General features: G+C 64.5%; 21 protein-coding genes. 6 read left to right on the top strand and 15 right to left on the bottom strand.

Annotated elements, in window-relative coordinates:
• Window positions 1–16: 16 nt before the first annotated feature.
• From QCE62_RS19000 to QCE62_RS18970, 7 genes are all read right to left on the bottom strand, one after another.
• On the bottom strand, window positions 17–430 hold the full coding sequence (locus QCE62_RS19000) for a VOC family protein (protein WP_309921687.1): 414 nt from the start codon (window positions 428–430) through the stop codon (window positions 17–19).
• Window positions 431–458: 28 nt separating this feature from the next.
• On the bottom strand, window positions 459–1,781 hold the full coding sequence (locus QCE62_RS18995) for a dihydroorotase family protein (RefSeq protein ID WP_309921684.1): 1,323 nt from the start codon (window positions 1,779–1,781) through the stop codon (window positions 459–461).
• 2 nt (window positions 1,782–1,783) lie between these two features.
• Window positions 1,784–2,824: an alpha-hydroxy acid oxidase gene (locus QCE62_RS18990; RefSeq protein ID WP_309921681.1), complete on the bottom strand. Its 1,041-nt coding sequence runs from the start codon at window positions 2,822–2,824 to the stop codon at window positions 1,784–1,786.
• Entirely contained in the window at window positions 2,821–4,368 is a 1,548-nt protein-coding gene (locus QCE62_RS18985; RefSeq protein WP_309921679.1) for an amino acid ABC transporter permease/ATP-binding protein, read from the bottom strand. Before QCE62_RS18985 ends, QCE62_RS18990 begins: the two co-directional genes overlap by 4 nt.
• A 78-nt stretch (window positions 4,369–4,446) precedes the next feature.
• A complete protein-coding gene (locus QCE62_RS18980) occupies window positions 4,447–5,331 on the bottom strand; it encodes a transporter substrate-binding domain-containing protein (protein ID WP_309921676.1) in 885 nt (294 codons plus the stop codon).
• 2 nt (window positions 5,332–5,333) lie between these two features.
• A complete protein-coding gene (locus QCE62_RS18975) occupies window positions 5,334–6,443 on the bottom strand; it encodes a hypothetical protein (RefSeq protein WP_309921673.1) in 1,110 nt (369 codons plus the stop codon).
• A gap of 66 nt (window positions 6,444–6,509) precedes the next feature.
• Window positions 6,510–7,655 carry a porin gene (locus QCE62_RS18970; RefSeq protein ID WP_309921671.1) on the bottom strand — a complete coding sequence of 382 codons (1,146 nt, stop codon included), beginning with the start codon at window positions 7,653–7,655 and terminating at the stop codon, window positions 6,510–6,512.
• A 228-nt stretch (window positions 7,656–7,883) separates the two neighbouring features.
• Here QCE62_RS18970 and QCE62_RS18965 point away from each other — a divergent pair, with 228 nt between their 5' ends.
• Window positions 7,884–8,813, top strand: coding sequence for a glyoxylate/hydroxypyruvate reductase A (locus QCE62_RS18965; RefSeq protein ID WP_309921668.1), 930 nt, complete (start codon window positions 7,884–7,886; stop codon window positions 8,811–8,813).
• Between the two features lie 5 nt (window positions 8,814–8,818).
• Here the strand turns inward: QCE62_RS18965 and QCE62_RS18960 are convergent, their stop codons facing one another.
• Window positions 8,819–9,583 carry an alpha/beta hydrolase gene (locus QCE62_RS18960; protein ID WP_309921666.1) on the bottom strand — a complete coding sequence of 255 codons (765 nt, stop codon included), beginning with the start codon at window positions 9,581–9,583 and terminating at the stop codon, window positions 8,819–8,821.
• A 197-nt stretch (window positions 9,584–9,780) separates the two neighbouring features.
• On the opposite strand from QCE62_RS18960, the gene QCE62_RS18955 reads away from it, so the two are divergent.
• Entirely contained in the window at window positions 9,781–10,605 is an 825-nt protein-coding gene (locus QCE62_RS18955; protein WP_309921663.1) for an aspartate dehydrogenase, read from the top strand.
• 25 nt (window positions 10,606–10,630) lie between these two features.
• Window positions 10,631–11,578, top strand: coding sequence for a VOC family protein (locus QCE62_RS18950; RefSeq protein WP_309921660.1), 948 nt, complete (start codon window positions 10,631–10,633; stop codon window positions 11,576–11,578).
• Window positions 11,579–11,586: 8 nt separating this feature from the next.
• On the opposite strand, the gene QCE62_RS18945 is transcribed toward QCE62_RS18950, so the two are convergent.
• Entirely contained in the window at window positions 11,587–12,579 is a 993-nt protein-coding gene (locus QCE62_RS18945; protein WP_309921658.1) for a LysR substrate-binding domain-containing protein, read from the bottom strand.
• 194 nt (window positions 12,580–12,773) lie between these two features.
• On the opposite strand from QCE62_RS18945, the gene rbsK reads away from it, so the two are divergent.
• From rbsK to QCE62_RS18930, 3 genes are all read left to right on the top strand, one after another.
• Window positions 12,774–13,973 (top strand): ribokinase, encoded by a 1,200-nt coding sequence (gene rbsK, locus QCE62_RS18940; RefSeq protein ID WP_309921655.1) that lies wholly within the window; start codon window positions 12,774–12,776, stop codon window positions 13,971–13,973.
• 123 nt (window positions 13,974–14,096) lie between these two features.
• Complete coding sequence (locus tag QCE62_RS18935) at window positions 14,097–15,443, top strand: MFS transporter (protein ID WP_309921653.1); 1,347 nt, start codon at window positions 14,097–14,099, stop codon at window positions 15,441–15,443.
• 27 nt (window positions 15,444–15,470) lie between these two features.
• Window positions 15,471–16,082 carry a carboxymuconolactone decarboxylase family protein gene (locus tag QCE62_RS18930; protein WP_309921650.1) on the top strand — a complete coding sequence of 204 codons (612 nt, stop codon included), beginning with the start codon at window positions 15,471–15,473 and terminating at the stop codon, window positions 16,080–16,082.
• 31 nt (window positions 16,083–16,113) lie between these two features.
• On the opposite strand, the gene QCE62_RS18925 is transcribed toward QCE62_RS18930, so the two are convergent.
• From QCE62_RS18925 to QCE62_RS18900, 6 genes are all read right to left on the bottom strand, one after another.
• A complete protein-coding gene (locus QCE62_RS18925; RefSeq protein ID WP_309921647.1) occupies window positions 16,114–16,734 on the bottom strand; it encodes a MarR family transcriptional regulator in 621 nt (206 codons plus the stop codon).
• Window positions 16,735–16,761: 27 nt separating this feature from the next.
• Window positions 16,762–18,417, bottom strand: coding sequence for a GMC family oxidoreductase N-terminal domain-containing protein (locus tag QCE62_RS18920; RefSeq protein ID WP_309921644.1), 1,656 nt, complete (start codon window positions 18,415–18,417; stop codon window positions 16,762–16,764).
• A 29-nt stretch (window positions 18,418–18,446) separates the two neighbouring features.
• Window positions 18,447–19,739: an MFS transporter gene (locus tag QCE62_RS18915; RefSeq protein ID WP_309921641.1), complete on the bottom strand. Its 1,293-nt coding sequence runs from the start codon at window positions 19,737–19,739 to the stop codon at window positions 18,447–18,449.
• 71 nt (window positions 19,740–19,810) lie between these two features.
• Complete coding sequence (locus tag QCE62_RS18910; RefSeq protein ID WP_309921638.1) at window positions 19,811–21,244, bottom strand: NAD-dependent succinate-semialdehyde dehydrogenase; 1,434 nt, start codon at window positions 21,242–21,244, stop codon at window positions 19,811–19,813.
• Between the two features lie 18 nt (window positions 21,245–21,262).
• Window positions 21,263–21,667 (bottom strand): PaaI family thioesterase, encoded by a 405-nt coding sequence (locus QCE62_RS18905; protein ID WP_309921636.1) that lies wholly within the window; start codon window positions 21,665–21,667, stop codon window positions 21,263–21,265.
• Window positions 21,664–22,608, bottom strand: coding sequence for a hydroxymethylglutaryl-CoA lyase (locus QCE62_RS18900; RefSeq protein ID WP_309921633.1), 945 nt, complete (start codon window positions 22,606–22,608; stop codon window positions 21,664–21,666). The genes QCE62_RS18905 and QCE62_RS18900 overlap by 4 nt, the downstream gene beginning before the upstream one ends.
• Between the last annotated feature and the right edge of the window lie 106 nt (window positions 22,609–22,714).

Below are 22,714 nucleotides of genomic sequence, written 5' to 3'. Positions count from 1 at the left end.
GCTGAAAAGAACGCCATTACCTGGCGTAGAGACTGTCGAGGCTCCTGAACCCCTTCACCTCGATCGGATTGCCGCTCGGATCGAGGAAGAACATCGTGGCCTGTTCGCCGGGCTGGCCTTCGAATCGCAGTGTCGGGGCGATCACGAAGTCCACTCCGCCGGCGCGCAGACGGTCGGCGAGCGTACGCCAGTCGGGCATTTCAAGTACGAGTCCGAGATGCGGCATCGGCACCATGTGGTCGCCCACACGGCCCGTGTTGGTGACCGGGAAGGGTTCGCCCAGATGCAGCGAAATCTGATGCCCGAAGAAATCGAAGTCGACCCATGTATCTGTGCTGCGGCCTTCCTCGCAACCGAGCAATCCACCGTAGAATGCGCGCGCATTGTCGAGATCGCGCACGTGATAAGCCATGTGAAAAGCACTTCGCATCGTTTGTTCCAGTCTGTTCAGGTAAGAGTCAGGCGCTCGCCGTCACCACCACGCCACGCGCTGCACCTGTTTCCTCCAGCAGCGCGCCCCGCAGATACACCGCCTTCAGCGCCCAGGACACGTGCAAGCCATCGAACGGGGTGTAGCGCGCTTTTGAGCGCTGGTCACCGTCACGCAAGGTCATCGAGCCCTTCGGGTCGAGCAGCAGGAGGTCCGCATCATATCCCGGCGCGAGCAGGCCCTTCGTCTTCGCAAGACCGAACCGTTGTGCCGGATTGCAGGCGCAGAGCCTCGCCAGGTCGCGCAAGGTCAGATCGCCCTTGTCAACGAGATGCAGCATCGTCGCAACAAAGGTCTGCACGCCCGGCATGCCACTCGGAACGTCGCGAAAATCGTCGTAATGCGCGGCTTTCTCCGCATGGGCATGCGGCGCGTGATCGGTCACGATCATGTCGATCAGCCCTTCCCGCACCGCCTCCAGCAACGCCGCGCGGTCGCCTTCCGGTCGCAGCGGCGGCAGTGCCTTGAAGAAGTTGCGCCGTTCATTGTAGGCGTCTTCGGTGAGCAGCAAGGCTTGCGGCGTCGTTTCGATGCTGACATCCGCAAGATCACGCAAGCGCCGCCATGTGTCGATGCCGAGCTTCGAATTCCCCTGCCGCAGATGCACGCGCGTGCCGGTCGCCGCAGACGCCAGGACCGCATGGGCGATTCCCGCCGCTTCCGCGACGGGCGGACGGCTTGCGAGCAACGCATCGAGGCCGGCTCTGCCGGTGTGCGTTTGCGGCGCGCTTTGTAACGCTTGATCGCCCGGGGAAATACACGCCAGCGTGTTCAGCGGTTTCAGCGCCGTGAGCGAATCGACGAGCGTCTTCTGCGTGTCATGCCGATACGCTTCCGGCACGCCCGTCATGAACAGTTCGAACGACACGGGGTCGAGCGCGCGCACGTCGTCGAGTGCCGGGTGATCGCGCAGCTTCGCAACCTGGAAGCCTACATCGACATGAATACGGCCGCTCGCCAGCGCCATCTTCTCGCGCAGTTCGGCGGCGTGCGTCGTGATCGGCGAGTCTGTCGGCATGTCGAGCAGCGTCGTCACACCGCCAAGCGCGGCTGCGCGCGTGCCCGACTCGAAGTCCTCCTTGTGCGTGTAGCCGGGATCGCACAGGTGGACATGGGTATCGACGAAACCGGGCAGCACCACGAGTCCGTGCACGTCGCGGGTTACATGCGTCTCGGCCGGCGTATCCGGTGCGAGCAACGCGGCGATCCTGTGACCGACGATGGCAATGTCCGCATAACGCTCGCCGTTGGCATCGACGAGCATCGCGCCGCGCAGAATGAGATCGAACATGGTCAGTCCATTCGAATGAGTTGATCGCGTGCGATAGCGCCGGGCGACGCCGCTCCCATCCACGCGCAAATGGCCTGCACCTCGCCGATGAGACCGCGCAGCAGCGCGTGCACCGCCTCTTCGCCGCCCGCCGCGAGCGCATGCACGACCGGCCGCACGATGACCGAGAGATGCGCGCCGAGCACGCGCGCGGCGATGATATCGGCGGCCTGGCGGATCCCGCCGTCGACGAGCAGCGCCATGCCGTCATCAAGCACCTCGCCGATGCCTTCGAGTTGCCCCGCCACCGGCGCCCAGCGGTACGACTGGCGCACGCCGATGTTCGACACCATCACGCCGTCGCAACCCGCGGCCTGGGCGGCACGCGCATCGTCGGCATGCATGACGCCCTTGAGCACGAGCCGCATGCCGAGCGCATGCACGGCAGTCAGCAGTTCGCGCATTTCGCTCGAGCCCCACGACGGAAAAGCCGGCAGTTTCGCTACGCCCTCGCTCGCGCCAATGGTGGCCCAGCCGCGTTGCGCGACCTGCGCGGCGACATCGACGCCGCCCGGATGCAGCCCCGGCGCCGGATGCACCGGCGCGAGCACCGTCAGCACGATGCCCTGGCAGCCCGCCTGCGCCGCCTCCTGCGTCAGGCGGATCGCACGTTCGAGCGGTCCCGCAGCACGCAGTTGCAGCCAGCAATCGGCATGCGTCGCAGTGATCTGGCCGAGCGGCGTCACCGCTTCTTCCGATACCACGAGCGGCAGGCCAAGCGTCGCGCAGACACGCGCAATGGCGGTCACGCCCTCTTCGCCAAACAGACGATCCGCCGCGAACGCGCCTACGCCGATCGGCGCGGCATAGTCTTGACCGAACAGCCGGCAAGCGACATCGACATGATCGTGACCCTGCAGCACGCGCGGCACCAGCCGGTAACGCGACCACGCGAGTTCGTTGGGATCGGCGTCGTCGGGACGCATGTCATGCGGACGGCCCACGAGATAGCCGTATAGCTCCGCGCCGAGTGCGGCGCACGAGGCATCGCGAAAGTCTTTCATCGCGCGGCCTCGAGCATGGCCGGGGGCAACGGCTTCGCATCGGCGGCCTCATCTTCCGGATGACGCAGGAACGCTGCGAATTCCGGTGTCTTCGGCGCACGCAGGATATCGGGCGTGCCTTGTTCGATGATCCGTCCGTCGTGCAGGAACACGATGCGGTCCGCGACGCTCGCCGCGAAATCGATATCGTGCGTCGAGAGCAGCATCGTGATGCCGGTGCGCGCGAGACGCCGGATGGTTTCATCGACCTCGCCGACGAGTTCGGGATCGAGCGCGGACGTGGGCTCGTCGAAGAGAATCACACGCGGATCGCTCGCCAGTGCGCGCGCGATGCCCACGCGCTGCTGCTGCCCGCCCGACAACTCGTGCGGCATGTGTCCCGCGAAGTCCTTCAGGCCGACCTTCAACAGCGCGATGCGCGCTCTGCGCGAGGCCTCGATGCGCGGCACGTGCTGCACGCGCACGGGAATCGACGCGGCGTTATCGAGCGCGCTCAGATGGTCGAACAACGCGAAGTTCTGGAACACCATGCCGATGCGCGCATCGGCACGCGCTTTCGCCAGACGTCGGCGGGGCATGGGCGATCCTGTCGCAGTCGAGGTCAGCGAACGGCCCTCGATGCGGATGCTGCCCGCTTCGAGCGGATTGAGCGCCAGGATGGTCTTGAGCAAGGTGCTCTTGCCCGATCCCGACTTGCCGAGCAACGCGACCACTTCACCCGGGGCCACCGACAGCGACACATCCTTCAACACCTGCTTGCTGCCGTAGCTGACGCGGACCTTGTCGATCTCGAGTTGCGGCATGGTCAAATCGCCCTTCGTTTCGACCGGCGCCATGCGCGCGACCGGGCCAGGATCCTCGAGACCATGCTCCGCATGCGCACCGCGACGCACGCGGCGTCCCGTTCCGACATTGCGCTCGCACCAGTTCTGAATCGCCGCGATCACCGCTGAAAGCACGATATACATCACACCCGACGCGAGCAGCACGGGCAGGAACTCGAAGTTCTGCGACACGATGGTCTGGCTGCGCAAGGTCAGTTCGCTGACGCCGACGACCGAGGCCAGCGACGTCGACTTGAGCAGGCCCACCGCTTCATTGCCGAGCGCCGGAATGATCGCGCGCAGGCCTTGCGGCACGACGACATACCCGAGTTCCGTCAAAGCGGAGAAGCCGAACGCCTGCGCCGCGATGCGCTGATCGCGGTTCACCGAACGAATGCCGCCACGAATGATTTCCGCGCAGAACGCAGTCTCGTTGATGGTCAGCGCCAGCAGCGCGCTCACGAAGGGCGCCAGCGTAATGCCGGCCTGCGGCAGCACGTTGAACAGCAGGATCAGTTGCAGCAGCTGCGGCGTGCCGCGTATCACGTAGATGTAGGCGCGCACCGGATAGCGCAGCCAGAACCAGCGCGCATCGGCGGCGAGCGCAAGCACGAAGCCGATCAGGAGCCCGCCCGCCAGCGCGCCGAACAACAGTCCGAGCGCGGTGATGCAGCCTTGCAGCAGATAAGGGAAAGTCAGGTAATGCAGAAAGTTTTGCATGTCGGGCACGCTTCGTTCACGTCGAAAACAACCAGCGGTGCGGACGCCTTCCGGGCCGCGAAGGCATCCGCTGCGCCATTACTCCGCGTCGGCGGCCGTGCGCTGGGACGCTGCATCTTGTCCCCACTTGTCGAGCAGCGACTTCTCGATGCCCTTGTCCTGGATCACTTTCATCGAGGCCAGCACGGCGCCGCGCAGCGTCGTGTTCTCCTTGGCGATCGGGAAACCGTTGAGAATCGGCAGGTCGATGGTGAAGCCGCTTTCCAGCCCCGGCACCGAAGCCGCCAGCGCCTTCGCATCCGAATGCGCCGTGAGGTAGATGTCCGCGCGGCCGCTCACCACGGCCTGCACGCTCGCGTCCGTTGCTTGCAGAAGCAGCAGGTTCACGTCCGGCTTGTTCGCGGCCTTGCACTTCTCGGTAGCCTGCGGCACGAGCGTTACCGCTTCATACGTGCCTGCCGCGGCCGCGACGGTCGCGCCGCACAAGGTGTCGAGGGAAGTCAGCTTCTTCGGATTGCCCTTCTTGATGACCGATCCGTCGATCACCGCGAACGACGACACGAACGCAACCTGCTTGCGCCGGACCTCGGTGACATAGAGATTCGGGCCCATGTCGAAGCGCTTGCCGGTGATGCCCGTGAGCAGCACGTTGAAGGCCACGTTCTGGAATTCGTGCGTGTAGCCGAGGCACGCGCCCATATACGCGATCAGATCGGGATCGAGTCCCTCGATCTTCGACGGATCATCCTTCGCGGGCGCTTCGAAGCCGGCCGTATAGCCGCCGAGGCCGACCTTCAGATGCTGACCGACGAGCGTCGGATACTGCTTGCGCAGCGCGACGCATTCGGCGCTCTTGCCGAATGCTTCATAGGTCGGCAGACTGGCCGCATGGGCCGGCGCGGAAGAAAGCGCGAAGCACGCGGACGCCAGGGATGCCACAGTCATGAATACAGGACGAAACATGCTTACTCCGGATTGAATGAGTCGATGAGGTGACGTGTCGGCCACAACGTATCGCCGTGGACGATCGCCATGACACGTGGCTTGAAAGACGCGGCACTGAACGGATCGCGCTCGGCATCGATGCCGCGCATGACGCCGCCGTGCGGTGAATCGGTTGAGACGAGGGCGACGGCCCAGTCGGTCGGGTCCTGGCCGAACAGCATCGCCGGACGGCTCGATGCACGGCCGAGCACCGCTTGAGCGGGAACGCCCAGCGACTCGGCCAGCGTCAGCAGCGCGGGCAGGAAGTGATGTTGCGATTGCAGTCCCGGACCCGTGGTCGAGCCGTGCGCGACGTGATCGGTGGCGATCAGGTCGATCTCGTCGAAGCGGGCAAGCAGCGCATTGCGCGTGGTGTCGTCGGACACCGGCGGACGCACGCTCAGCGACGCGCGCCGCGAAGCGTCCACCGGCAGCAGATACTGCGGCGAACTCGCGACCCAGCGCGACACGTCGAGCGCGGCATCCGCGTGCATGGCATCGAGATCGGCTGCGCTGGCGGCGTGACGGAACACGACCGCGGACTGCCGCTCCACCGCCTGCGCCAGCACCGCGCGAGGGTCGGCGGTAAAGACGACCGGCAGCCAGCCCGCATTCCACACGGCGTCGAGGTTGCGCTGGAAGTGCGGCTCGCGTCCGTACAGCTTGCAGGCGCGTAACAGCGTGCCGTCTTCCGTCGGCGCATGCGGTGCGAAGTCCGCGAACCACGCGGCAAAGCCCGCGGTATCGTGGTCCGGCATGACCGACAGCAGCAGACGCACGCGCGGCATCACGCTGTCCTTCGCCATGCGCAGCAGCGCCGCCGCATCTTCGCGATCCGACATGCGCTGCCAGCCGATGCTCGCATTCAGCCGCGCCACCCCGCCCGCCAGTGCAATCTCGCGGTCGTTCTCGTCGAGACGGGCATCGCGCAACGCGAGCAGCGTATCGGCGTCGTACAGCGCCGGGTGCAACTGCCAGTGCGCGGCATCCAGCGTGCGCAGGTTCGCCGGCAATGTGCGCGGCACACGAAACACGCGCCGCGCGCCGAGCAGACCGGCGCTGTCGTTCAGATTGTCGAGGACAAGCTGCATGCTGATTCTGAAGCCTTCAAAGTCCAATTAGACCAAGCCAAATTTCGGCTTACCCGTGATCAAAAATCAGAACTTGTGGCGGATGCCGACTACGCCCAGCACCTGTTTGCCGTTCGACGATGCGTTGTTGTAGTCGCCCACGTTCGCGGTGGCGGCAACCACCGACGTGCCGTCGGCGGACAGCGTCGAGCCGTTTGCCTTGGTGTAGCCGGCGATTGCATAGACGTCGGTGCGCTTCGAGAGGAAGTAATCGACGCCTGCCGATACCTGGTTGTAGTTCGCGGACTGCGCGCCGCTTGCCTTCGTGTAGCCGTAGTTGACGGCGGCCATCAGCGCCGGCGTGAACTGGTAGGCCACATAGCCGCTGACCACGTTGAATTTCTCCGTGTCGTTGAAGACGGCGGTCTGCATGTAGGTCTTGTATTGCGAGTTCGAATAGCGCGCCCCGACCGTGAACTTGTTGAACGCGTACGAAATGGCCGCATGCGCCGTCTGGAACGAACCGGGCGCGACTCCGTAGCCCGCGGTAACGAGGCTGCCGTCGTTGATGAAGCCGCCCGACGATGCATTCGCGAGCGTGTCGTTCTTCGTGTACAGGTAACCGCCCGCGATATTCAGGCCGCCGTTGCTCCAGGCAAGCGCGGCGCCGATCGAATTGCCGCTGGAGATGCTGCCCGCCGTGCCGCCGAAACCGTACATGGCTTCGAACGTGAAGCCCGCGAGCGTCGGGCTCGTGTACTTGACCGAGTTGTTGACGCGGATGCTGTTGTCGTTGTTGTCGGCGTCGCCGGGCGTGGTGAAGAACGCGCCGAACACGCCGTCGCCGGTGATGCCTTGCACGAGATCCACGGTCGGATCATATTGACGGCCGAGCGTGATGGAACCGAGGCGCGCATCCGTGAGCCCGACATAGGCCTTGCGGCCGAACATGCGGCCGCCCTGTCCGAGTTTGCCGGTGGAGAGATCGTAGCCGTTCTCGAGGTTGAACACCGCCTTCAGGCCGCTGCCCAGGTCTTCCTCGCCGCGCAGGCCGAAGCGGCTGCCCGACATGGTGCCGCTCGCCGCCGCCCATTGCGCGCCGCCGCCGACGTTGTTGCCATAGGTGATGCCTTCATCGGCCACGCCGTACAAGGTGACGGTGCTCTGCGCAAACGCCTGCGACGAAGCGGTGGCCAGCAGTGAAGCGAACAGCGGCAGTGCGAGACGGTTCATGTTTTCGTTCCTTGTGAATGCGCTTTCGATGGGCATGTGGGTTAAGTCGAGGCCATCATAGGAAGGCGAAAAAATGACAACAAACGAGATTTTCGCGAGCATGCGATGAGTTGAGGTCATGCGTCGAGGCATGACCTCAACTCATGCGCGACGGCAAATTTATTCGTTTGATATCCGTATCAGCAGGCTCTATCGTGCGAGGTTTTCATCGACGAACAGGGCTGATTCATGGATATCCTGGTAGCGGTCGGCACCCCTCAGGCCGCGCGCTGGATGCAGGCGATACGGAGCGTTCTGCCCGGGGCGAATGTGCGCGAATGGACCGACGGCGATGCCAGCCCTGCCGACTACGCGCTCGTCTGGAAATGCGGCGCAGAGGCATTGCGGCCGCGTGCCTGCCTCAAAGGCGTCTTCAATCTGGGCGCGGGCGTGGATGCGCTGCTTGCCATGCTCGACGAATCGCCTATCGATGCGCCGATCTATCGCCTCGAAGATGCCGGCATGGCGCAGCAAATGGCGGATTACGCGCGTTATGGCGTGCTGCATCACATGCGGCGCTTCGAGGCGTATCGGCAGCAGGCCGCGCGGGGAGAATGGCGGCCGCTGGAGGCGCTGCATCGGCGGGACATGCGTGTCGGCGTACTGGGACTCGGAAGCCTGGGCGAGCACGTGGCGCGCACGCTGGCGTCGGACGGATTCATCGTGCGCGGCCATAGCCGTTCAAAAAAAACCATCGATGCGGTCGAAACGTTTGCCTCAAGCGATGGAATCGATGCCTTTCTCGATGGCCTTCATGTGCTCATCAATCTGCTGCCCGCCACGGCCGATACGCAGGGCATCATCGATCGCCGGACCCTGGCTTGTCTCGCGGATCACGCCTGCGTCATCAATCTCGCACGCGGCGTCCATGTGAACGAAGACGATCTGCTCGAAGCCCTCGACGCGGGCAGGCTCGCCTTCGCGATGCTCGACGTCTTCGCGCATGAGCCGCTCGATGCAGCCCATCCGTTCTGGCGGCATCCGCGCGTGATGGTCACGCCGCATATTTCCGCCGCGACCCTGATCGACGATTCCGCCCGGCAGGTCGCGGACAAGATCGTCGCGCTCGAAGCGGGACGTGACGTGTCGGGTCGTGTCGATCCGTCACGCGGTTACTGACGCGATCACGGCTGCGCTTGCAGCCATGCGAAGACCTGCTCATTGAACACGTGCGGGGCTTCGAAGTACGCGGAATGACCGGCGGCATCGATTTCCAGATAATCGGCGTGCGTCATCGTGCGCTGCGCCGCTTCGATTTCCCGCGGAGGGAACAGGACGTCCTCGTTGCCCGCCACGAACAGCACCGGCACGCCGCACGCATCGAGTTCCTCGAGCGAGGTCATCGGCTGGACGCCGCGCAAGGTGCGTACATTGGTGTCGTTGAAGCTCGCGAGCGCCGTGTAGAGATACGACTGCGCAGGCTGAGCACGCATGAACGTGGGCCCGAGCACGCGTTCGAGTTGCGACAGATTCGCGGTGCGTGCGGCAATGGCCTGCATGCGCGCGGCGAGGTCATCGGGCAGCGTCAGGCCGACGAGCGTATCGGCGAGCACCAGCGCGCGCACGCGTTCGGGATGGCGGACGGTGAAAGGAACGGCCGCACCGCCGCCCATCGACTGGGCAATCAGCGCGACACGCGGGAGTTGCAGATGATCCAGCAACGCTTCCAGATCGTTGGCGAAGGCCGCGCGTCCGAGCCCTTCCACATCGCTCGAATTGCCGAAGCCACGCGCGTCGAACGTGATGACCTGCCCCGTGTCGCGCCACGCGACCACCTGATGGAACCAGCTTGCATGATTGCCGCCCACGCCATGCAGCAGCACCAGCGGCGCGCCCTCGCCATGGGTTTCGTAATAGAGGCGGCTCGCGCCACGATCGAGATACGGCATCGACAGATCCTTCTGCAGCGGTAAAGGCCCATTATCGTGAGCCAAAAACGCGCCCGGCAAACGACTTTTGTTGTGCCCTTCGATGAGATCCGATCATGGCGACGCATGACGAGACCTCATCCGTGCGCGCAGAAAATCTCGTTTGTTGCGGGGTTTTGGCGCCCCTAAGATGCGTCCATACCCTGGAGAGACATAGCATGAATCAAAAGCAGGACAAGCAAGCGCTGCGTGTCGGGATTGCCGGCCTGGGCACGGTGGGCAAGTCGATTGCCAAGGCGATCGACACAGGCATCGACGGTCTCGAACTCGCCGCCGTCAGCGTACGCGATGCATCGACCGCCGGCGCCTGGCTCGCGGAACTGAGACACACGCCGCGCATCGTCTCGTTCGACGAGATGCCGCTCCACGCCGATGTCGTCATCGAATGTGCGCCGTCGCAGCTGTTGCCGAAGATCGCCGAACCCATGCTGCGCGCGGGCAAGACCCTGGTGCCGCTGAGCGTCGGCGCCTTGCTCGATCACATGGAACTCGTCGAAATTGCCCGCGAGAACGGCGGCCAGATCAGCGTGCCGACCGGCGCGCTACTCGGCCTCGACGCGGTGACCGCTGCGGCGAAAGGCAGGATTCACTTCGCGCGCATGGTCACGCGCAAGCCGGTGACCGGTCTGCTCGGCGCGCCGTTTCTCGAAGAGAACAACATCCGCATCGACGATATCAAGACGCCCATGCGTATCTTCTCGGGCACGCCGCGTGACGCGGCCAAAGGCTTTCCCGCAAATCTGAACGTGTCCGTGGCGCTGTCGCTCGCGGGCATCGGTCCGGACGACACCCAGCTCGAAATCTGGGCCGACCCCGCACTGACGCGCAATACGCACACCATCGAAATTGACTCGGACTCGGCACGCTTTACGATGACGATCGAAAACATTCCGAGCTCGAATCCGAAGACGGGACTCATCACCGCGTTGAGCGTCATCGCGCTGCTCGAAAAGATGCGCGCGCCGCTGCGCGTGGGCACCTGATGCACTCAATATAAAGGACCTGACCATGACTTCACGCTTCTTTGCCCCGCGCCGGCTCGCCCATGCCAATGTGTTCGTGGGCGACTATCAGCGCGCCAGCGACTATTACCGCGATATCTTCGGTTTCGAAGAGGTCTACAACCAGCCGGACAACAAGGCGAGTTTCATCAGCAACGGCAACACCTATCACGACTTCGCGCTGGTCGATATCGGCAGTCGTTACGCGAAGCCGGGGCAACAGCCGGGACTGAATCACGTTGCCTTCGAAGTGGCAAGCGAAGCGGCGCTCGTACAAGGTTATCGCGCGGCGGTGGCCGCGGGCGTGCTGTATCGCTCGACGGAAGACCACGACGTCGCCCACTCGCTCTATCAGAAAGACCCCGACGGCAACGAAGTCGAGATCTACGCGGACGTCGTGGAGGACTGGCGTTCGGCACGCAAGGGCTCGTTCAGCAAGAAGAAGCCGAAGTGGGTGCCGGGCGAAACCAATGTACCGGTTGCCGAGCAACTCTTCCCCGTCGATCCCGAGATTCGCGTGATCGACGCCGCGCTCGTCCATGGCCGCCGCGTGTCGCACGTTGCGTTGATCGCGCAGGACTTCGGGGCCATGTTCGACTTCTATACGAACATCGTCGGGCTGAATGCGCTTGCCGGCGGCCGCGATCAGCCCTTCGCGCTGCTCGCGGGCACGCATGGCATGGGCGATATCGCGCTGTATCGGAACGATGTGGAGTCGCACATGCCGATGCATCACATCGGCGTGGAAGTCAGCTCCGAAGCGGATCTGGACGCGGCGATCGAAGGCATCGAGCGTTCGGGCGGCAAGCTGATCGCCGCGCACGAGCACGCCGCGCGCCGCGTGGTGTTCGTGCACGATCCGGATGGCCTGCCCATCCAGCTCTACGTGAACCGCGACTGGACCGTGGATACGATCCGCAGCATCGACGCCAGGCTCGCGCCGTTCCTGATCTGATGTAGAGCCTAGAGACCGGCTTCGCTCAAGTCGGTCTCCTTCAGCGCCCGCTCTTCGTCGCGCTGCGCGAACAGCCAGTCGCGAAACGCACGCACTGTCGCGGAATCGGCCTGGTGATCGCGACACAGGATGTGATAGGCGCCCGCGCTTTCATGCTCCAGCGCCAGCGGCACGACAAGGCGGCCTGCCTGGATATCGGGCGCCGCCAGCATGCGCGGCACGAGCGCCACGCCGCGTCCCGCCAGCGCCGCATCCAGCACCATGAAGAAGTGCCCGTAAGCCTGGTTGTGCGCGGCGATATCGTATTCGACGCCGCTCGCGCGGAACCAGTCGGGCCAGGCGTGCACGCGCGTCGCCATGTGCAGCAGCGGCAATTGCAGCAGTTCGCGCGCTTCATGCACTTGCGGCATGCCTTCCATCAGCTCAGGGCTGCACACCGGCACCAGCACATCCGGCATCAGGCGATACGCCCGCACATTGCTCCAGTCATCCGCCATTTGCAGGCTGATGCGCGGACGCGTCTCGGCATCGGGATCCGGATCGCTGTCGGGAATGACGCCGACGCGAATGGCGACATCCAGATCCTCGCGCCAGAAATTGACGGGCCGTATCGACGTGATGAGTCTCACCTCGATATCCGGATGCTCGGTTGCGAAGTGCGGCAGGCGCGGAATGAGCCAGCGCATCGCGAACGTCGGCAGCACGTTGACGTTGAGGATGCGATGACGGTCGCGGTTCACGAGCCGCAGCGTGGCCTGCTCGATGCGGTCGAACGCGTCGCGCACCACGGGCAGGTAATCGCGCCCGTGCTCGGTGAGTTCGATGGTCCGCGTCAGCCGCCTGAACAAGGGCACGCCGAAGGACTCTTCGAGCAGCTTGATCTGCCGGCTGATGGCGCCCTGCGTCACGAAAAGCTCTTCCGCCGCGCGGCTGAAGTTGAGATGCCGCGCCGCCGCTTCGAAGGCGCGCAAGGCGTTCATGCTGGGCAGACGGCGGGACATGGATTCCTCGGCTTCAGTTGCACATGCAAAAGAGGTCATTATTCCGCGCCAAAAATCGTTTCAAAAATCTGCATGGACATGCGTTGACGCAATGGAGCACCGATCCGGTCGACACTCTGTCAACACATGCGATATTTATTGCCGCCACCGCTTTCCGTACGATCTTCATCACTCAACTTAACCTGGGAAAGACAATGAAGATCACGGTAGTCGGATACGGCAATGTCGGCGCGGCCATGGTGAAGCAGCTCAAGGCAGCCGGTCACGACGTGCAGGTCACGGGCCGCAAGCTGGAAGGCGCGGAGAAAGTCGCGCAGCAGTTCGGCGCAACGAGCGCATCGCTGGCAGCGGCGGCGAAGGATGCAGAACTGGTCGGCGCGCGATCAGGAAAGCGGCGACACGCGCGGCAACTTCCGCATCGGCGTGGCAGCGGTACCGCGCGTCTGATGCACGCGAAGACTAACGTGACCGCAGCGGGCCAGCCGGGACGCGTGCTCGTGATCGGCAGCATCAACACGGATTTCGTCGCGCGGACGCGGCGTCTGCCGCAGGCGGGCGAGACCGAGTTGTCGCATGCATTCGAAACGGTGCCCGGCGGCAAGGGCGCCAATCAGGCGATCGCGGCGGCGTGCATGGGCGCACGCGTGGCGATGATGGGCTGCGCCGGGCGCGACGAGTTCGGTGTGCAGCGTGTCAGGGAACTGGCGGCGGAAGGCATCGATTGCGCGGGGATCGAGGTGTCGGAGACGCATCCGACCGGCATCGCGATGATCACCGTGTCGGAGACGGGCGAGAACAGCATCGTGGTGGCGTCGGGCAGCAACGCGGCGCTGTCGCCTGCCAGCGTGCTCGCGCAGACCGACCGCTTCCGTGCCTGCGATGTCGTCGTGTGCCAGCTCGAAACGCCGCCCGACACGGTCCATGCGGCGCTGGCGATAGCGCGGCGGCTCGGCAAGATCACCGTGCTCAACCCGGGACCCGCGACGCAGCCGCTGCCCCGACACTGGATGCCGCTCATCGATTACCTGGTGCCGAACGAGAGCGAAGCGTCGATCCTGGCCGACGGCTTGCCGAGCGCAGAGGACGCCGCGCTGGCGCTGCATCGTGCGGGCGCGCGGCATGTCATCGTGACGCTGGGTGCGCGCGGGGTCCATGTGATCGGGGATGCCGTCGAGGGCGCGCATCATCCGGCGCGGCCGGTGCGCGCCGTGGATACGACCGTTGCCGGGGACACCTTCGTGGGCGTGCTGGCCACGCAACTGGCGACAGGTTGCACGCTCGACGACGCGATGGCGCACGCTCAGATCGCCGCGAGCGTGTGCGTTCAACATCATGGTGCACAACCCTCGATCCCCCGACGCGAAGCCTTGCCGATCTTCGATTCAGTGAGGTAGCGGCTTGCGGTGCAGCGCGAGCCTTCGCTCCGGCGTCTATGCAAAGCACAAACGATTGGTTCGCAGCGCGCCTGATCGATGCTTCAATTGCGCCTTTGCGTTCAAGTCCGTCACCACCGAATCATGTCATCCCCGCCCGTTTCGACGACCGCGCGCGCCGGTACCGCGCGCGTCGCTTTTGCCGCCTTCATCGGTACCACCATCGAGTGGTATGACTTCTACATCTACAGCACGGCGTCCGCGCTGATCTTCAGCCACACGTTCTTTCCCCCTGCCACCAATCCGCTTGCCGGCATTCTCGGTTCCTTCGCCGCCTACGGCGTGGGCTTCTTCGCACGGCCGCTGGGCGCCGTGTTCGCCGGTCATTTCGGCGATCGCATCGGGCGCAAGCGCGTGCTGGTGCTTTCGCTCGTGCTGATGGGCGTCGCCACGGTGCTGACCGGTCTGCTGCCGACCTACGCGAGCGCCGGCCTGCTGGCGACCGCGCTGCTGGTGACCCTGCGCCTGCTGCAAGGGGTCGCGACCGGCGCCGAATGGGGCGGTGCGTCGCTGCTGTCGGTCGAGCACGCGGCGCCGCGCCGGCGCGGGCTGCTCGGCTCGTTCACGCAGGTCGGGTCGGCGACGGGCATGCTGCTCGCGTCCGGGACCTTTCTGGCGGTGCGCTCGACGCTCTCGGTCGAAGCGTTCAACGACTGGGGCTGGCGCATCCCGTTCCTGTTCAGCGTCGTGCTGGTGGCGGTTGGCGCTTTCGTCCGCTCGCGCATCGACGAGCCCGCGCCATTCGTTGCCCTGCAGAGCGAAGGCCGCATCCGCCGCGCGCCGGTTGCCGACGTGCTGCGTTACCACCGGCGCGCGTTGCTCGTCACGATCGGCCTGCGTCTGCTGCAACCGGCCATGTACGCGATCGTCACGACCTACGCCATCAGCTATCTGAATCTCAAGCGCGGCGGCGCGTCATATGCGCTGACTGCGGTGATCGTCGGATCGGCGTTCGCGGTGATCGCGACGCCGCTGTGGGCCGCGCTCACGGATCGCATCGGCCGGCGCGGGCCGGCCATCTGGGCCGTGGTGGGCATCAGCCTGCTGGTCTGGCCGTTCTTCTGGTTTCTCGATCATGGCGATCTGCGCTACCTGCCGCTCGTCTTCGCGATCGAACTCGCCATTTTCGATGCCGCCATCTACGCGCCCGGCGCTGCATGGTTCGCCGAGCAGTTTCCGGTGGAAGTGCGTTATAGCGGCATTTCGCTCGGGTATCAGATCGGCACGTTGCTCTCCGGTGGGCTCACGCCGTTCGTTGCCGCCGCATTGCTGGCCGTGGGCGGCAACACGCCCTGGCTGATCTGTGCTTATATCAGTGCGCTCGGCTTGCTGAGTCTCATCGCAGTGCTGGCCGCCGCCGATCCGGCTGCACGCGGCGCACTGCGCGCTCCGCAGCCGCCCGTCGATCCTGCTGTCGCCAGTCCGGGCTGAGCGCCGTCATCACACGAAAGGGAAGTCATGAGTCACCCACGCTCTCATACGGAAGAAGCACGCATCCTGGCCCGGCTCGAACGCGAGCAAGCCGCGCCCAAGGCGTTTCGCGCGCTGTCGGCGCCGGTCTGGAAGGCCGGCGCGCTGAGTGAGAAGGACAAGCATCTGGTTGCCGTCGTGATTGCGCAGATCACGCGCTGTGCGTTCTGCATCGAACATCACGCCGAGCTGGCCCGTCACGGCGGCGCCAGCGCGGCTGAAGCGGTGGCGATCAGCTATCTGAGCGCCGCGCTCGAATCGCTGGGTGATGCAGTCGTGTCTGTTGATGCGGGCAATCTTGTTGTACAGGATGAGGACGCGGTCGCGGGTTCAGGCATCGCCGAGGCAAGACAACGGTTCGTGCAACAGGTGTTCGATACGGACGCGCTGACGCCGGCGCTGGTCTGGGTTGCTGCGGCCGCTGCCGCGTACGCGCAATCAAACGACGCGCGACGACGGGTCTTTCACGCCCAGGCGCTCGAAGCCGGTGCGCCAGGCGAGGCGCTCGATGAAGCGTATGCGATCGCCGTGGTGCTGCGCGCGGGTGCTGTCTATGCGCACGTGCTGCACGTGGCGGATGCGTTCGCGCACCATGGTTGAAAGCACGGCAGCGGGATGCTGAGTGCGGCGACTACCACTGATTCAAATCAGTGACGTTCCGATGCCTTTTCTCATCCGACGCCCCGGCAGCGTCCGAAGTCGTGTGTGCCTGCGCTTCCTCACGCTCTTGTTCGAGCATCACACGCGCCTGATGGGTGAGCTTCAGCAGAACGTTCGGCAACATCTCGCGCTCTGAACGCGTGAGGCAGGACAGCAGCCGCGCATTGCGCTCCTCGGCGATCGGAAACACCTTCGACACCAGCGCCCGCCCTTCCGCCGTCAGTGTAATGACGACGCCGCGGCCATCGGTGGCATCGGCCTCGCGCGCGAGCAGGCCGCGTTCTTCGAGACCGCGCACGGTGCGGCTCGCGAGCCCGCGATCGAATTGCGCATGCTCCGCAAGCCGGTTCATCGACATGCCGCGCTTGCCGTGCAACAGGGCAATGCAGCGCCATTCGTTCATCGTCAGCCCGAAGTTGCGCTCGTATTCGCTCGATGAACCCTTCGTGTAGATGTTGCTCAACTGACGCAACTGAAACGAGACGAGGTCGCGCAAATCGCGCAACGCGGATGCATCGTGCTCTTCTGCAACGGCTCGTCCCGCAGCCTGCCCCGCTGCTTGTCCCTTCGCCTTACGAACAGTCGCCCCCACGTTCACCTCCACCGGTCAAGATCCGCTTTACATGACATCGTCACGCATTTTAGCAGAAGCGGCAAGCACGTCGGCGGCGTGCACGGCGGGTTCGATGCGTGGCGCGTTGAGGATGAAATCGGCGCAGCGTTCGCCGATCATGATCGCCGTCGCGTTGGTGTTGCCACTGACGAGCGCAGGCATCACCGATGCATCCGCCACCCGCAAACCGCTCACGCCATGTACGCGCAAGTGCGGATCGACGACGGCCAGTTCATCGGTACCCATGCGGCAACTGCCTGCCGGATGGAACACGGTCTTGCACACCGTACGAACATGTTCTTCGATGCGCGCATCGCTGATTTCATCGGCCGCGCCCGGCAACAGCTCTTCCGCGATCACCTCACGCAACGCAGGCGCACGCAGGATCTTGCGGCTGATGCGCACGCCGCGAATCATCGTCTCCATGTCATCCGGGTGACTGAAGAAGCGCGGATCGAGCCTGGCGGGCGCAAGCGGATCCTTCGACACGAGCCGCACCGTGCCGCGTGACTTCGGCCGCACGACACACGGTCCGATGGTGATGCCGTGCCCTTCCAGCGGCTTCCTGTCGACGTCGCCGACGAGCGTGGGCGTCGTATGGATCTGGATGTCGGGACGGCCGCTGCCGCTGGTATCGATGAACGCGCCGCTCTCGATCACGTTCGAACTCAGCAGGCCCGAACGCGTGAGCACGTATTGCAATCCATGCCGCAGCGCGCGATAACCCCGGTCATGCCCCAGCACGCTATGCGGATGACGCGCACGGCCGTAGACCGGCGCGGTCAGATGATCCTGGAAGTTTTCGCCGACGCCGCGCAGATCATGCACGACGGGAATCCCGAATTCACGCAGATGCGCCGCCGGCCCGATGCCCGAATGCATCAGCAACCGGGGCGAAGCGGCGCCGCCCGCGCACACGATCACTTCCTCGCGGCACATCAACTGCTCGGTTTCGCCGTTCGCGTGCCGTACGAGTACGCCCGTTGCGCGCCGTCCTTCGCACAGCACCTTGAGCACGTCCGCGCCGGTGACGAGACGCAAGCGCGCATCGTGCTTCACCATCCTCAGATAGGTTGCCGCGCTGCTGCCGCGACGGCCATCGAACGTGGTCGTCTGAAACAGGCCGGCGCCTTCCTGACGCTCGCCGTTGAAGTCATCGGTGAGCGGCACGCCTGCCTGAACCGCCGCGTCGACGAAGGCGCGCGTGAACGGATGAACGTGACGCGCATCGTTGACCTTGAGCGGGCCGGACGTGCCGTGCAGCGGGCCTTTGAGCCGCGCATTGCCTTCGCTCTTCACGAAGAACGGCAGCACGTCGCGCCAGCCCCAGCCGCGCGCGCCGAGCGCTTCCCAGTCGTCGAAGTCTTCGTGCTGGCCGCGAATGTAGATCATCGCGTTGACCGAACTGCCGCCGCCGAGCGTGCGTCCCTGCGGGATGTACATTTCGCGATCGTTCACGTTGCCTTGCCGCGCAGTCTTGTACATCCACATGCGATTCGTACCGTGCACCTTGAAAAAGGTCGCAGGAATATGGATGAACGGATGATTGTCGGGCGGTCCCGATTCGATCAGCGCCACGCGCTTTCCCGCCTGCACGAGGCGTGCGGTGATCGTGCATCCGGCGGACCCGCCGCCCACGATGACATAGTCGAATGCGTCCATTTGGGGTGTGCTGGTTGAGTGACTGTTTTTTAGCGATCGAACTGCGCCGCGCGGCTCACCGCCAATTCATCGGAACGGATGCGCAGCGCGAGCACGGCGGCACTCAGCGCGCTTGCGCCGATGATCATCAGCCCGAGTGCATAGCTGCCCGTATGCTGTTTGACGTAGCCCATCAGATACGGCGCGCCGAAGCCCGCCAGGCTGCCGATGGTGTTGATCATCGCGATGCCCGCCGCCGCGCCGGTGCCTTTGAGGAACATCGGCGGCAGCGACCAGAACGGCGGCAGCGAAGCGAACGTGCCGCACGCGGCGAGTCCCAGCCCGATCATCTTGAGCGTGACCGTATCCGACTCCGCGGCGATGGCAAAGCCCGCGACCGCCACCAGCAGCGGCAGGATCAGATGCAGCTTGCGTTCGCCTGCGCGGTCCGACTTGCGGCCCCAGACGATCATCGAAATGGCGCCCGCCAGGAACGGCAGCGCGGTGATCAGACCCGTCTGCATCTTGCTGAAACCGAACTCCGACACGATCAGCGGCAGGAAGAACACGCAGCCGTAACTGCAGGCAATCAGCGCCACATTGATCAGACTCAGCAGCCATACGCGCGGATGCACGAACGCCGCCATGATCTCGCCGCGTCCGTGCGATTCGACATGCTCGACATCGCGTGCAAGACGTGCGATCAGCCACTTGCGTTCGGGTTCATCGAGCCATGTGGCTTGCGCGGGGGTATCGGTGAGAAAGAAGAAGCAGAAGAACGCGAAGAACACGGCAGGCGCTGCTTCGATGACGAACACCCACTGCCAGCCCGACAGGCCGCCCACGCCGTCCATATACAGGATCGATGCCGACACCGGCGCGCCGATCACGATGGACAACGGAATGGCGACGAGAAAATAGCCGAACGCCCGCGCACGATAAGTGGACGGAAACCAGAACGAGATGTAGTAGATCAGCCCCGGAAACAGCCCCGCTTCCGCAATGCCGAGCAGCACGCGCAGTGTGAACAGCGATTTCGCGCCGACCGCGAAGGCCATCGCGCCGGACAAGAGGCCCCACGTCAGCATGATCCGCGAGATCCACAGCCGCGCGCCCAGCTTCGACAGGAAGATGTTCGACGGAATCTCGCAGATCACATAGCCGAGAAAGAAAATGCCGGCAGCAAAGCCGTAATCCGTCGGCGACAGACCGAGTTCGCGGTTCATCGCGAGTGCGGCGACCGCGAGATTGCTGCGGTCGATATACGAGATCAGATAGCAAATGATCAGGACCGGCATCAAGCGGAACATGACGCGTTTCATGACCTGCTGTTCAAGATCCATTGCTTCGTCTCCGTCAATTTGTTTTGTATTTGAAGGCGCGCTTGCCTTGGACCAGTCGCGCCAGGCGGGTTTCAGATGTCGAGTTGCGAGATGTACTTCAGGTTGAGGTAGGCATCGATGGCTTCCGCGCCGCCTTCCGTGCCGTAGCCGCTGTCCTTCACGCCGCCGAACGGCACTTCCGGAAACGCGATGGCGATCTGGTTGATCGTCAACATGCCGGTCTCGACTTCAGCCGCAATGCGATGCGCCTGCCGGGCCGACCGCGTATAGGCAAACGCGCACAAGCCGTACGGCAGGCGGTTGGCCTCGGTGATCATGTCGTCGAGCGAATCGAACGCGTTGACGACCGCGATCGGACCGAACGGCTCTTCGCGCATGATGCGGGCGCCTTGCGGCACGTTGGCGAGCACCGTCGGCTCGAAGAAATACCCGCGCTCGCCGATGCGCTTGCCGCCCATGCGCAGTTCGCCGCCACCGGAAACGGCGTCATCGACCAGCCCTTGCAGCGCGCGTACCCGGCGTTCGTTGGCGAGCGGCCCCATCGTCACGCCGTCTTCGAGACCGTCGCCTACGCGGACCTTGTTCATCGCGGTCATCAGCTTGTCGAGGAACGGTTCGAACACGGCGCGCGCCACCATGAAACGCGTCGGCGACGTGCACACCTGACCCGCGTTGCGCAGCTTGAATGCGCCGAGTTGCGCGGCGGCGGTGTCGATATCGGCGTCATCGCAAATGAGCACGGGACCGTGGCCGCCGAGTTCCATCGTCGCTTTCTTCATGTGACGTCCGGCCAGTTCGGCGAGATGCTTGCCGACCGGTGTCGAACCGGTGAACGAGATCTTGCGGATGGCCGGATGCGGCACCAGGTATTCGCTGATCTCCGCCGGCACGCCATACACGAGATTGATGACGCCACGCGGCACGCCTGCATCCGCGAACGCGCGAATCAGCGCGGCCGGTGCGGCGGGCGTTTCTTCCGGCGCTTTCACGATGATCGAGCAGCCCGCCGCCAGCGCCGCCGAGAGCTTGCGCACCACCTGATTGATCGGGAAATTCCACGGCGAGAATGCAGCGACCGGACCGACCGGCTCCTTGATCACCAGCTGATACGAACCCGGAATCCGCGACGGCACCATGCGTCCATACGCGCGGCGTCCTTCATCGGCGAACCAGTCGATCAGATCGGCGGCGGAGAGCGCTTCACCCTTCGCTTCGGCGAGCGGCTTGCCTTGCTCCAACGTCATGATGCGTGCGATGCCATCGGCACGTTCACGCAGCAGATTCGCCGCGCGGCGCATGATGTTCGCGCGCTCGTAGGCGTTCATGCGCTTCCACGTAGCGAAGCCCGCTTGCGCGGCGGCGACCGCGGCATCGAGGTCCGCGGTTTCCGCATGCGCCACGCGGCCGATCGTTTCCTCGGTCGCCGGATTCACCACGTCGATGGTGCGGCCCGCTGCGCCCGCTTTCCATTCGCCATCGATAAAAAGTTGAACGTCTTCGTACATGAATTTGCTTCTCCTGGATTATTGGGCGTTCGGTGAGACAGCGAACACGGCGCTTGCCGTGGCGACGACGTCATCGTCGGCGTTGCGCGCCTCGGCTTCGCAGAATGCGAGCGTGCGGCCGCTGCGGCGCAGTTGCGCATGCACGGCAATGCGTCCTGATGCAGGCTTCAGGTAGTTCACGGTGAGGCTCGCCGTGCCGAGGTTCTGGACGCGCCCGCTGGCGCGCGTGGCGAGTCCCATCGCGGTATCGAGCAGCGCGGCCAGCAGGCCGCCGTGCGCGTTGCCGTGGCGGTTGGTGTGGCGCGGCTGCACAGTGCAGGCGAGCGTGCTCCAGCCGTCGCCGTAATCGACCAGCTCGAATCCTTGCTCGATGCAGAACTCGGATTCGAGCAAGAGCGGCGGAAGCGTCGCGGGCGCGTTCATGCGGCGAGCGCTTTGGCGCGCATGAGCATCGGGTTGAGTCCGGTGCGTGCGACCCGGCTCGCAAGTTGCCGCCCGAGCGCCGTTTCGCAAGCCTCCGACGCTTGCATCATCGCGTCCAGATCGATGCCGGTCACGACGCCCATCGTTTCCAGCACGTTCACGAAATCTTCCGTGCAGACATTGCCGGTCACACCGCCGCCGTACTTCACTTTCGCGGGATGCCCGCCCGTGCCGCCGAACGCGACGTCGAAATGACGCACGCCGGCTTCGAGCGCCGCCAGATAATTGACGATGCCGGTGCCGCGCGTGTCGTGGAAATGCGCGATGGCATGCACGCCCGGAAACGCTTGCAGCATCGCGCGGAACAGGCGCTGGGTGCTGGCCTGCGTCGCCACGCCGATGGTGTCGCCGAGCGTCACATGATGCACGCCGAGTGCGGCGAAGCGTTCGACATCCGCGAGCACGCTGGCTTCACTGATCTCGCCTTCGAACGGGCAGCCGAACGCAACAGAAATAGTCCCGATGAGGCGGAAGCGGCCCTTCGCGGCGGCGGCCATCGCTTCGATGCGCTTCCACTGATCCGCGCGCGACTGCTTGAGGTTGCGCTGCGAGTGCGCTTCGCTCGCGGATACGAGCAGGCTGATTTCATTGGCGCCGATGCCCGCATCCAGATCCGCCAGCGCGCGTTCGACGGCGCGCAGGTTCGCGCAGGTCGCCTTGTAGAAGACGCCGTCCAGGCGCGGCAGCGTGCGCAGGAGCTCGGTGGCATCGGCGAACTGCGGAACGACTGCCGGGTTCGAATACGACGTGGCTTCCACGCGCGCAAAGCCGGCACGCGCGAAGCGGTCGATCAGCGCGGCTTTCTCCGGCGTCGGGATGAATTCGGTCTCGTGCTGAAGCCCGTCGCGGGCGAAGCATTCACACAGAGTCAGGTCGGACATGGTTGGGCGGTGCTTGCGCAAGAGGTTGACTGTCAAGCGAATCAAAACATTGTTGTGATGCAATGTCAACTATATGGCCGAATGTTTCTGACAAGTCCACAAGTCG

Origin of the sequence: Caballeronia sp. LZ033 (assembly GCF_031451265.1) — a bacterium.
Lineage (GTDB): Bacteria > Pseudomonadota > Gammaproteobacteria > Burkholderiales > Burkholderiaceae > Caballeronia.
This window is presented reverse-complemented; position numbering and strand designations above follow the sequence as displayed.